Annotated in this window: 10 protein-coding genes; 4 read left to right on the top strand and 6 right to left on the bottom strand. The window is 64.9% G+C overall.

Annotated elements, in window-relative coordinates; translation table 11 throughout:
- Positions 1-233 precede the first annotated feature (233 nt).
- Positions 234-2,450: a TonB-dependent receptor family protein gene (locus KVF90_RS14975; RefSeq protein WP_264392367.1), complete on the top strand. Its 2,217-nt coding sequence runs from the start codon at positions 234-236 to the stop codon at positions 2,448-2,450.
- Positions 2,451-2,569: 119 nt separating this feature from the next.
- Here the strand turns inward: KVF90_RS14975 and KVF90_RS14970 are convergent, their stop codons facing one another.
- The 6 genes from KVF90_RS14970 to KVF90_RS14945 all read right to left on the bottom strand — a co-directional run bounded on the left by KVF90_RS14970 (position 2,570) and on the right by KVF90_RS14945 (position 10,056).
- Positions 2,570-3,202: an isochorismatase family protein gene (locus KVF90_RS14970; protein ID WP_264392366.1), complete on the bottom strand. Its 633-nt coding sequence runs from the start codon at positions 3,200-3,202 to the stop codon at positions 2,570-2,572.
- Positions 3,202-4,383: a CaiB/BaiF CoA transferase family protein gene (locus KVF90_RS14965; protein WP_264392365.1), complete on the bottom strand. Its 1,182-nt coding sequence runs from the start codon at positions 4,381-4,383 to the stop codon at positions 3,202-3,204. Before KVF90_RS14965 ends, KVF90_RS14970 begins: the two co-directional genes overlap by 1 nt.
- Positions 4,380-6,278 (bottom strand): hydantoinase B/oxoprolinase family protein, encoded by a 1,899-nt coding sequence (locus tag KVF90_RS14960; protein WP_264392364.1) that lies wholly within the window; start codon positions 6,276-6,278, stop codon positions 4,380-4,382. The genes KVF90_RS14965 and KVF90_RS14960 overlap by 4 nt, the downstream gene beginning before the upstream one ends.
- Positions 6,279-6,282: 4 nt before the next feature.
- A complete protein-coding gene (locus KVF90_RS14955) occupies positions 6,283-8,340 on the bottom strand; it encodes a hydantoinase/oxoprolinase family protein (protein ID WP_264392363.1) in 2,058 nt (685 codons plus the stop codon).
- A gap of 14 nt (positions 8,341-8,354) precedes the next feature.
- Positions 8,355-9,263: a hydroxymethylglutaryl-CoA lyase gene (locus KVF90_RS14950; protein ID WP_264392362.1), complete on the bottom strand. Its 909-nt coding sequence runs from the start codon at positions 9,261-9,263 to the stop codon at positions 8,355-8,357.
- Between the two features lie 121 nt (positions 9,264-9,384).
- Complete coding sequence (locus KVF90_RS14945) at positions 9,385-10,056, bottom strand: GntR family transcriptional regulator (protein ID WP_264392361.1); 672 nt, start codon at positions 10,054-10,056, stop codon at positions 9,385-9,387.
- Positions 10,057-10,254: 198 nt separating this feature from the next.
- Between KVF90_RS14945 and KVF90_RS14940 the strand changes: the two genes are divergently transcribed.
- From KVF90_RS14940 to KVF90_RS14930, 3 genes are read left to right on the top strand one after another with little or no spacing between them, the layout of a single operon-like run.
- Positions 10,255-10,998, top strand: a complete 744-nt coding sequence (locus KVF90_RS14940) for an aspartate/glutamate racemase family protein (protein ID WP_264392360.1) — start codon at positions 10,255-10,257, stop codon at positions 10,996-10,998.
- Positions 10,998-11,429 carry a nuclear transport factor 2 family protein gene (locus tag KVF90_RS14935; protein WP_264392359.1) on the top strand — a complete coding sequence of 144 codons (432 nt, stop codon included), beginning with the start codon at positions 10,998-11,000 and terminating at the stop codon, positions 11,427-11,429. The genes KVF90_RS14940 and KVF90_RS14935 overlap by 1 nt, the downstream gene beginning before the upstream one ends.
- Positions 11,429-11,839 carry a nuclear transport factor 2 family protein gene (locus KVF90_RS14930; protein WP_264392358.1) on the top strand — a complete coding sequence of 137 codons (411 nt, stop codon included), beginning with the start codon at positions 11,429-11,431 and terminating at the stop codon, positions 11,837-11,839. The genes KVF90_RS14935 and KVF90_RS14930 overlap by 1 nt, the downstream gene beginning before the upstream one ends.
- Positions 11,840-11,858 lie beyond the last annotated feature (19 nt).

The raw sequence follows: 11,858 nt of genomic DNA, 5'->3' as shown, positions 1-11,858 counted from the left end.
CGCCAGCACTGGCGGACGCTCCGGGCACGCCCCATCCCGGGCATGACTTATGACGGCGTTTATCCAAGCCCGGACGGCTACGAAATGGTGCAGGCGGTGATGGCCTGGCACGCCCGCTGATCCCCCCTCACAAGAATATGGCCCAAACCCGCCGATGCGCACTTTTTTACATTGACAATCATTCGCAATAGCAAGAAATGCGGGCCTCGAATCTGACCTGACGCGGAGCCCCGATGTCCCTTCCTCCTGTGCCTTTCCGCCCTATCATCGCCGCTCTGCTTGCCACCGTTGCCGCGCCTGCGCTGGCTGCGGGGGAAGCGCCGGCTGCCGATGTGGGCGAGGGGCAGACTGCCAGCACAACGGGCTCCAGCCAGGCGACCTCGATCATCGTCACCGCCAACCGTGACGACGACCGCCTGCCCGACCAGTCCGGCACCCTGATCTTCGCCGGCAAGCTGGGCGACATCGCCGTGCTCGAGAACATTCCCCCCGTGCCGTCGCGCAACCTGCGCGTTGCGCTGGCCGATATTCCGGGCCTGCTGGTCTCCGAAGTCTCGAACGGTTCGTGGGCCTCGCTGTCCTATCGCGGGCTGGGCGAGCCGCATGAAAGCTGGAACATCCTGACGCTTCAGGACGCGATCCCTGCCGTGCCGGACATGTATTCCTACCCCGCGGGCTACTTCATCCCGCCGCTGGAGATGGTCGAGCGGGTCGAGTTCATCCGCGGCGCGTCTGGCCTGCTCTACGGGCCGCAGCCGGGTGGGGCCATCAACTACGTGATGCGCGGGCCGCGCCGTGAGGCGGGCGTGGAAGGGCAGGCGCGCATGACAATCGGCAGCTGGGATGCACGACAAGGGCTCGCCAGCATTGCCGGTTCCAACGGCCAGATCGCTGCCGACGGCTTCATCCAGTACGCCGAGGGTGATGGCCCGCGCCGCGTCAATAGCGATTCCGAACAGACCACCGCGCGCGTGCGCGGCCATTATCTGGGCGACAATGTCACGGCGACGCTTTCGCTCGATTACTATCAGGGCCGCTTCGGCGAGCCCGGTGGCCTGACCCGCACGCGTATGGAGGCTGACCGTCGCGACAGCTCCACCGCGCTAGACCGCATCCGCCTTGAACGCTTCGCCCCGACGCTGGCGATCGACTGGCAGGTGGATGACGCGACTCAGGTCACCGCGCGCGCCTTCTACAGCCGGTTCGAACGGGAGAGCTGGCGGCAGGCAGGTGGCAGCTTCGGGCAGGTAACGCCCACCGCCAACGTGATCATCCGCCAGTTGCAGGTCTTCGACACGGCGGGCGTCGATCTGCGCGCCCGGCGTGATTTCGGCGGGCAGGGCCAGCACAGCGTCACCGTAGGCGTGCTGGGTCACACTTCGAACGCGCCGGTGTTTGTCGACAAGGGTGCGAGCAATGCCGATTTCAACGGCACGGCTGGCGCGCTGTCGCGGGCACAGCGCAGCGGCGATACCGCAGCGATCTTCGGCGAGGTGAAGCTCGGCTTCGGCAATGTCCAGATCGTCCCCGGCTTCCGGCTTGAGCGTCTGCGCCAGAGCGTGGTCGAAACGCTCGATCTTGGCCTTGGCAGTGCCACCGGTGGCGCGCCGGGTACGGCCAACGGCACGCTCGGCAACCGCGAGGATACGCAGACCGTTCCGCTCTATGGCATCGGCGTGACGTGGGATGCCTCGCAATCGCTGCGCTTCGTTGCCAATGCCAGCCGCGGGTTCAAGCCGCTGCTCTATAATGACGGCGTGACCTTCCAGGCCGGGATCGACGCGGCGGGCACTTTCGATGCGTCCTATGCCTTCACGGTCGAGGCGGGCCTTCAGGCCGAACCGGTGCCGCCGGTGCGGATCGATGCGAGCCTGTTCCGGGTCGAGTTCGAAAATCAGGTCGGCTTCATTTCTGGTCCGCTTCCTGCATCGGCCCCGTTCGGCGCAGTGGGCGCGGGCGGCGCGCGGCGGCAGAATGTCGGCAATATGCGCAATCAGGGCGTTGATCTGGCGCTGCGGCTCGATCTGGTCGGGCCGGAGGGCATCGCCAAGGGCGAGAACACGCTGCACCTTTCGACCAATCTGCAATTGCTCGATGCCGATTTCACCGATGGTGTGGCAGAAGGCTTCACCCCGCAATATGCCCCCGGCCACCTGCTGCGCTCCACGCTTGCCTATATCGGCAAGGATGGCGAACGCGCGGCGCTGGTCTTCACCTCGGTGGGTGACCAGCAGGGTGCGGACAACAACGTCGCGGACTTCTTCCTGCCGGGTTACGAGGTGGTCGATGCCTCGTTCGAATGGCCGGTGGCGGGCGGTTTCACCGTGGGGGCAGGGATCAATAACCTGCTCGACGAGGAGTATGCGGGACGCGTGCGTCCGGGCGGCGGCGGCGGGTTCGATCCGGGCGCACCGCGCAATTTCTTCGTATCGATCGGCTGGCGGGGCTGAGGCAAGCGTCCATTTCCCGTTCGCCCTGAGCTTGTCGAAGGGCTGCACTTCTCTTTTGGCGCCGCGTGCGACCCTAAGAAGGACGGTGCTTCGACAGGCTCAGCACGAACGGAGGTTTGTCAGGAGCACTGGCCGATATAGGCCAGCGCCTCGGCCTCGCTGATCACCTCGGCATATTTGGCCTGAAGGTCGAACAGGTTGGCGTCGTGCGGGGCCGCGTGCCGGTCGGCGCAAGCCTCGCGCACGACCAGCGGCACGAAGCCGTATTGCATCGCATCGAGCGCGCTGGCGCGGACGCAGCCCGAGGTGGAATAGCCCCCGATCAGCAGCGTATCGATCCCGTCAGCGTGCAGCGCCTTGGCCAGCCCGGTGCCGAAGAAGGCTGACGGGTATTGCTTAGTGAAGACCCTGTCGCCCGCGTGCGGGGTGAGGTCAGCGGGAAAGGCGCCGAGCGGCGAGCCTTCGATGAAGGCCTTCAGCACCGGCGCCTTGCGGTAGAACACGCCGCCATCCGATCCATCCGCCTTGTACTGGACGTTGGTGAAGACCACCGGCACGCCGCCCGCGCGCGCCGCTGCGGCCAAGCGGCGGTTGCTGTCCTTTGCGGCTGCGGCGGTGTCCATGAACAGCGCCGAGCCTTCGGTCAGGTAGGCCGTCACCACATCGACGATCAGCAGCGCTGGGCGCGATCCCGGCTGGAGCCGCCCTTCATAGACCCCGGCGTAATTGTCGGCTGCCGAGGGGCCGCCCATCAGATGATCCCTGCTTCCGCAAGCCGCGCCAGTTCCGCCGCATCGAGGCCCAGCCTTTCGGCAAACACCTCGGCATTGTCCTGGCCCGGCGCAGCGGGCGCGGGGCGGCGGATGGTCGAAGGGGTCTTGGAGAGCTTGGGGAAGGCGTTCTGCATCTTGATCTTGCCGCGCTGCTGCGTCTCGACCTCGATGATTGCCTCACGCGCCTGAAAATGCGGATCGGCGAGCATGTCCGGCGCGCGGTAGACCCGGCCTGCGGGGATCGAATACTCGATCATCAGCGCATCGACTTCGTCGACCGTCAGCGTTCCCGTCCAATCGTTGATGAGGGCGTCCAGTTCGTCCTGATGCACCCCGCGCGGGATGTGGGTGGCATAGCGCGGGTCGCTCGACAATTCTGGCCGCCCCATCGCCTGACACAGCCGCGCGAAGATCGCATCGCCATTGGCGCCGATCATGTAGCTGCCGTCGCTGCAAGTATAGACGTTGGACGGAGCGATGCCTTTCAGCACCGATCCCGAGCGTTCGCGGATCACTCCGTTGCGGTCATATTCGGGGACGAGGCCTTCCATCACCTGCAACACAGCTTCGTAGAGCGCCGAGTCGACCACCTGACCCTCGCCGGTCTTCTCGCGGTGGTGAAGCGCTGCGAGGACACCCATGCAGCCATAGGTGGCGCACAGGGTGTCGCCGATGGAGATGCCCATGCGGCTGGGTGGACGGTCCGGCTCGCCAACAATGTATCGCCAACCGCCCATCGCCTCTCCGATCCCGCCGAACCCGGCGCGGTCGGAATAGGGCCCGTCCTGTCCATAGCCCGACATGCGGGCGATGATGAGGCCCGGGTTCACGGCGTGAAGCTCCGCCGGGGACAGGCCCCAGCGTTCCAGCGTGCCGGGCTTGAAGTTCTCGATCAGCACATCGGCCTCGGCGATGAGACGCTTCGCAAGCGCCTGACCTTCCGGCACGCGCAGGTTGCATGTGACCGAGCGCTTGTTGCGGGCGATCACTTCCCACTGCACTTTCTCGTCGCCTTGGCCCCAGTTGCGCATCGGATCGCCCGCGCCGGGCGGCTCGATCTTGACGACGTCCGCGCCCATATCGCCGAGCAGCTGTCCGCAGAACGGCCCCGCGAGCAGTTGGCCCATCTCGACAACCTTGATCCCCTGAAGCGCGCTCATTCGGCGGCCTCCCGCAGGCCGTTGAGGGCGTTCCAGACCGGCTGGACGGGCGCGGGGAGGCCGGTTTCTGCCTCGCAATTGGCGCGCAGGACGTCGATGCCGGGGCCGTAATCGAACAGCGGAAGTTCGCCGCGCGATGCAGTCATGTCCGCGCGCAAACCTGTGGTGGCGGCGGCATCGACCGTGCCGTTTTCATCCGCGATCACCCCATAGGCGCGCGCGCCTTCGGAAGTGACGAGGCCCTGCCGGATTTCAAGGCCCACCAGCTCCGGATCGCGCGCCAGCGGGTCGCCCCAGCCGCCGCCGCCCCAAGTGATGAAGTGGAGCAGGTCGCCCGCCTTCACGGCCACGCTCTCGACCTTATTGCCGACGATTTCCTGCGAGCCGTCTGCGCGTTCCAGCACCTTCTTCGCCCGCGCTCCGGGATGGCCGCCGTTGACGCCCCACGGCGGCACGAACCAGCGGTCATCATGGATCGCGATCTCGCCGTCCGCGAGGAAGCGGTAGGTCATGTGGATGCCGTTGCCGCCGCGATGCAGACCCGCCCCGCCGCTATCGGGCGCGGTAGCATAACGCTCAATCCGCAGCGGGAAGTAGCGTTCCAGGAACTCGTTCGGCACATTGGTGAAGCCCGGCCACAGCGAATGCCCGTCCGGCCCATCGCCCAAGGGCCGCCCCGGAATTCCGCCAAAGCCAATCTGGAACAGCTGGAACCAGTCGCGCGTCCCGTCTTCGCGGCTGTCCCACCCGGAATAGAACAGGTGGGGGCTGGACGAGAACCCGGCGGCGTTGAGAAACTCCGGCGTTTTCTGGCCGAGCAATCCGCCCAGAATATCGAAGATGCGGCCCAAAGCGTGCGTCCGGCCCGACAGCGCAGCGGGGAAGTGGGGCTTCAGCAGCGAGCCTTCCGGTATGCGCACCTCGATCAGGTCGTAGAACCCGTCATTAAACAGGATCTGCGGATCGAAGACCATGATCATGTAGATGCCGAAGAACATCTTGAACATGTTTTCATTGAGGAAAAAGTTGATCGACGCGGCCGATTGCGGATCGGTGCCTTCAAAATCGAGGATCACGCGGTCGCCATCGCGCCACATGGTGCAGCGGATCTTGTAGGGGCCGTAGCCCTTGCCGTCGTCGCAGATGTAATCTTCGAAGCTGACGGGCTCCTCGGCCACGGCCATCGCCAGCAGCGACTTCATCGCGCGGTGGTTGCGAGCGAGCAGCTCCTGCGTGGCGGAGACGTAGACATCATCGCCGAAGCGGTCGGCCATCTCGACCACGCGGCGCGCGGCGACGCGGCAGGATGCGATGAGGGCGTTGAGGTCCGCCTGGCACCAGTCGGGCTTGCGGGTCTGGTGCATCACCAGCTTCATCAGGTCTTCGTTATATTCGCCGCGCTTCCAGATCTTGACCGGAGGAATGCGCACGCCCTCTTCGAAGATCGAGGACGCACCGATCGGCATGGAGCCGGGCACGGAGCCGCCGATGTCGCTCTGGTGGCCGAACATCGCCGTGTAGGCGAGCAGGCGGCCGTCCTTGAACACCGGCAGCATCACCAGCCAGTCGTTGGAGTGGCTGACCGCCCCGCCGCAGGAATAGGGATCGGACAGAAAAATCATGTCCCCGTCCTCAATGGTGCCGTCAAACTGCTTGAGGAAACCGTCGATGAAGCTGCCGAACTGACCGACGATCATCTTGCCCGCAGGGTCGGAGATCAGCGGAAAGGCGTCGCCCTGTTCGCGGATGCCCGGCGACATGGCGGTGCGCACAAGGGTCGCGTCCATTTCGATGCGCGCGTTGCGCAGGGCGTTCTCGATAATGTCGAGCGTAACCGGATCGATGGCGATCTTGGCAAAAGGGGTGGTGTTGGGTTCGATGATGCGAGCCGGCATGGTCTTAGCCCTTCGCTTTCAGAGTGATGAGGATGTTGCCGACCGCGTCGACGACCGCGCGGCAATCATGTTCGACCAGAGTGGTCGAATCCATTTCCGTGATGATCGCCGGGCCTTCGATCACGTCGCCCTGCCGCAGCTTGGCGCGGTCATAGATCACCGCCGGACGCTCGGCCCCGTCGATCCACACCGCATGATCTCGGATCTTGGCGGCGGCGGGATTGCCATCACCCTTGGGCAATTCTGTGGCGGGCAGGGCGGGGGCCTGCCCCTGCGCCACCGCGCGCAGGTTCACGATCTCGTGCGGGGTATCCATGTTGAAGGTGAAGAGGCGCAGATGCTCCTCGTCGAAGCGGGCGAGGATGCCTGCGATTCCGTCCGCTTCCAGAATATCCTGCGTGATCGTCAGCGGCACTTCAAACGCCTGCCCCGCATAGCGCACGTCGATTTCGAACAACGAGGTAATCTGGTCTTCGGGAATGCCGTCGGCGAGCAATTCGCTGCGGGTTTGCGCGGCCATCTCGTCGAGCACCGCGACGAGATCGGCGATGGTCGTATCCTTGGCGAGGCGGGAGAAGCTGCGCGCGGTCTCGGTGCGCATGCGTGTGGTGGCATCGCCCAGCGCGCAAAGCACGCCGGGGGAGACCGGCGAGATCGCGGGCCAGCTGCCCATCAGCCGCGCGACCGCATTCACATGCAGCGGGCCAGCCCCGCCAAAGCCCATCAGCGCGAATTCGCGCGGGTCGTAGCCCTGCTGGACAGAGATCATCCGCAAGGCGCCGAACATGTTCTCGTTGACGATATCGATGATCCCGCGCGCTGCCTCCATCAGGCTGATGCCCAGCGCATCGGCGATGGTCTGCACCGCTGCTTTCGCGCCCTCGCGGTCAAGCTTGAAGCTGCCGCCGAGAAGGTCTTCGGGCAGGTAGCCGAGCACCACGTTGGCGTCGGTCACGGTCGGCAGCGTGCCGCCCTTGTTGTAGGCGACCGGCCCCGGCACAGCGCCCGCGCTCTCCGGCCCGACGCGGAGCGCGCCGGTCAGCTGCGGCACGTGGGCAATCGACCCGCCGCCCGCGCCGACGGTCTTCACGTCGAGCGCCGAGGCACGGACAGACAAGTGCCCGACTTCGGTGGTGCGCTGGCGGCGCGGCTCCAAGCCCTGGATCAGCGCCACATCAGTCGAGGTTCCGCCCACATCCAGCGTCAGGATATTCTCGAAGCCCGCATTCTTCGCCACCCACAGCGCGCCGGTGACGCCGCCCGCGGGGCCGGACATGAGGATGTTGACGGGGTGCTCCTCGGCCTTCTGGCTCGACATGAGGCCCCCGTCCGAGCGCAGCAGCGAAAGGCGGCCCTTGAAACCCTCGGCCGCCAAGCGGTCGCGCAAGTTGGAGACATATTTGCTCACCACCGGACGCACTGCGGCATTGGCGACGGTCGAAAGCGTGCGCTCGTATTCCTGCATTTCCGGCAGGACTTCGTGGCTGAGCGAAACCGGAATGCCTGGCAGCTCCTCGGCAGCGATGGCACCGATGCGGGCTTCGTGCGCACCGTTGAGGTAGGCGTTCATCAGGGAGACGGTGAGCGCTTCGATCCCGTCACCCTTCAGCTTGCGCAACGCCACGCGCACCGCGTCTTCGCCAAGCGGCGCAACCTCGCGGCCCTGCGCGTCCATCCGGCCCGGCACTTCGACCGTGTGTTCCAACCGCGCGAGCGGCTGCGGCTTGGGCCACACGATCCACGCGGCAAGGCCGCCGGGCACGAAGCTGCGGGCGATCTGCATGATATCGCGGTAGCCCTGCGTGGTGACGAGGCCGACTTTCGCACCCTTGCCCTCCAGCACGGCATTGGTGGCCACCGTGGTGCCGTGCAGGAAATAGCTGATCTCCGCCGCGGTGATCCCGGCCTGCGCCAGAATCGCCTTCACGCCGTTGAGGATGCCTTCGGAGGAATCATGCGGGGTCGAAGGGGTCTTGTGCCGCCAGAAGGCGCCGCTCGCCTCGTCGAACAGCAGCAGGTCGGTAAACGTCCCGCCTACATCCACACCCAGCCTGTACGTCATGCCGTTTCCTCTTGTTATGCTGCGCGGGCGACAGCCGAGGGCAATTCGCGCCCCAGATGTCCCGCAAACCATTTGTTGGCGGCGATTGCCGCGTCCAGATCAATGCCGGTCGCCACCCCTGAACGTCCCATCATGTAGATAAGGTCCTCGGTGGCGATGTTGCCCGTCGCGCGCGGGGCGAAGGGGCAGCCGCCGAGGCCACCCAGGGAGGCGTCGAAGATGCGCACCCCCGCCTTGTAAGCCTCCCACGCATTGGCGACGCCGGTGCCGCGGGTGTTGTGGAAATGCGCGCGCATCGGGATCTTGTCAGCGAGCAATGCGCCGAGCTTCCCGAACAATTCGCCCGCCTCCCACGGTGTGCCGACGCCGATGGTATCGGCGAGCGCAATTTCTTCCGGGTGATCTTCGGCGATAGCTTCCGCGATGGCGAGCACGGTGTCGTGCTTCACCTCGCCTTCGAACGGGCAGCCGAAGGCGGCGCTGATGGTGACCTGCGCACGCAAGCCTTCCTCGCGGGCGAAGCGCAGCATGGCGCGGGTTTCGGCGATGCCTTCGGCGATGGTCTGGCCCTGGTTCTTCTGGCCGAAGGTGTCACTGGCGACGATGACGCAGCCGACCTGATCCACGCCGCGCGCTCCGTTATCCCGCGTGGCGAGCGCGCGCATCACGCCGCGCTTGTTGAGGACCAGGCCAACGTAAGTGCAGTCTTCGCGAGATGGCAGGCCAGCGATCACCGCCTCGGCATCGGCCATTTGCGGCACGCGTTGCGGGTGGACGAAGCTCGCCACCTCCAGCCGCCGCGCGCCATAGCCGATCATGCGGTTAATGAGTTCGAGCTTCACATCGGTGGCAATGATGTCCGGCTCGTTCTGCAACCCGTCGCGCGGGCCCACTTCGACCAGTTCGATCTGTCCGCCTGACATGATGAATCGCCTGTTGCTGTTGCCGGAGCCCGGGGATCGTCAATTACCCGGTTTGTATACAATTGCAATCATGCATGCAGCCAAGGTTGAGGTCAGGAACCGTAACGCGCGGGCTGCGTTGTTACGGCTTCGCCGTGTCATGGCCATTGGTTTTCGGGCCGACCGCATTGGCAAAAGTGTGGAACGCGCGGCGCAGGTGGCTGCCCATCACCGCCCGTGCCCAATCGGGGTCGCGGGCGGCGAAAGCCGCGACCAACTCGTCATGATCGCGCGCGGATTGGCGCAGGTCCTGGGCCGAGTAAGTGCGCGCCGTGCGCAGCACCACCGGCGCTTCCACCAGCTTGCCGAGCAGCTGCCCGAGGCGCGGCGAATGGGCGGCGTCGATGATCACTTCATGAAAGGCGCGGTTGGCATCGAGGAAGCGGCCCACGTCCGGCGCGCTCTGTTCGATCGCGGCCTTCAGCTCGCGGTTCAGGCGCTCCAATTCGGCGATCTGCCCCCGTGAAAGGCGCTTGGCCGCGCGTTCGGCAGCATGGCATTCGAGCATCTGCCGAAGGGTGAACATTTCCTCGATATCGTCGCGGCTCCAATCGGCGACGAACAGGCGCTTGGTATCGCTGCGCACCAGCAGCAATTCGTCCTCGAGCCGCCGCACCGCATCGCGCACTGGCGTGCGGCTGACCCCGGTGATCTGCGCCAACTGGTCTTCGGTCAGCTGCTCATTCGGCTTCACCGCCCCGCTCAGCAGATGGGCGCGGATCTTGGCATAGGCCTGTTCGGAAGCGCGGCTCATCGGGGGGTGACCTTGTGGAAAGGGGGCAATGCGGCTGCGGTCATGCGGTTCCCTTGTGCGATCAGCAGCTTCCCCCCGCAAGCCCTGCGGCGGCAAAAACACACTCCACGAATGCGTTTCGTCGCATTTGTGCAAAGTGCTTGACGGCGACGATTTGTATACAATAACCACGCATGCCGAGGCAACAGGGGAGTGCCCGTGAACCGCATCAAGGTTATCGTACCGATCGCAATGGATGAAGCCGGGGTCGCCAATCGCGCCCAGCAGCTTCCGGCCGATTTCGTCCGCCCGGGCTTTGCGCCAACCTTCGAGGCGGTGCGCTGGGGCGCGGCGCTCGGCGATTCCTATCATGACACCTTGCTTATGGACTGGACGGTGTTCCAGGCAGGCGTGACGGCCGAGGACGAAGGTTACGCCGGGGTGCTGATCGATACGGTCAGCGATTCCGGACTGTGGCCTTTGCGGTCGGCATTGCGCATCCCCGTCGTCGGCCCGGGCGAGGCGAGTTTCGCCGCCGCGATGATGCTCGGCAAGAAGTTCTCTGTCATTACCATGTGGCCGCAATGGTTCCCGCTTTACGAGAAGGTGCTGAGCCAGCACGGCTGGGAACACCGCTGCGCCAGCGTCCGATCAATCGACACGCGGCCCGACGTCACCGAGTTGCTCGAAGGCAAGGAAGAGGTCGTCTTTGCCAAGCTCAAGGCCGAGGCCCTGCGCGCCATCAATGAAGACGGGGCGGACGTGATCGTACTCGGTTCCACCACCATGCACCAGTCGGCCGCCTACCTCGCCAGCGAGCTTCCGGTGCCGGTGCTGAACCCCGGACAGGTCGCCTACAAGCAGTTGGAAACCCTGATCGAACTGGGCCTCACCCATTCGAAAAAGGCCTTCCCCGCACCCGAAGTGCCCAAGCACGCCGATATCCGAAAGGGCTGGTACTGATGAGCGAATGGCAAGAAGGCGGAGCGGGTCAGACGCCGCTGCCCTATCCAGTCTATGTCGATATCGTCACGAAGCGGTATTTCGACGGGGTCGATAACAAGCACATGGACAAGGTGCTGGATTGTTTCACGCCTGACGCGGTGCTGACCGAAGTGACCAGCAACACGGTGCATCAGGGACGCGAGGCGATCCGGGCGATGTTCGTCAAGCTGTTCGCCGATTTCGAGAGCATCTGGCACGGCAATTTCGTCCACACGGCTGATCCCGAAACCAACGCGGTCTGTTCGCAGTTCACGGTGCTGATCACGCCCCATGGCGGAGAGGAACTGCGGTACGAAAACTGCAACCGCTTCTATCTCAAGGACCGGTTGTTCCACCGCGTCTATGTCTACATGTCGGGTGACAACCTGCTGAAAGAGGGGGACGCCTGATGCAGTACGAACCCGTCATGACGCGCGCCGAGCTGATCGATTTCGCGCTGAACAAATACTTCGCCCGCGTCGATGCCAAGGACATGGAAGGCGCGCTGTCGTGCTTCCATGATACCGCGCTGTTCTGTGTGCAGACCGCCTTCACCCGCCACAGCGGCAAGGCCGAGATACGCCGCATGTTCGAGGATTTCTTCGGCGCCTACGAAACCATCATCCACCGCGATTTCACCTGCACCGTGGACGAGGCGAATGGCCGCATCACCGCCAGCTTCACCGCTGAACTGCACGATGCAGCCGGGCAGGTGACATTGCTCAACAACACCAATTTCTGGCGTCTGCGCCCCGGCCCCGAAGGCCCGAAGTTCCAGGAAGTCTATGTCTACATGAGCGGGGCCAACGTCCTCGTCTGATCCCTTCGTTTATCCTCTC

The organism is Porphyrobacter sp. ULC335 (assembly GCF_025917005.1).
Lineage (GTDB): Bacteria > Pseudomonadota > Alphaproteobacteria > Sphingomonadales > Sphingomonadaceae > Erythrobacter.
Note: the sequence above shows the minus strand (reverse complement) of the source record. Positions and strands in the feature narration are given on the sequence as shown.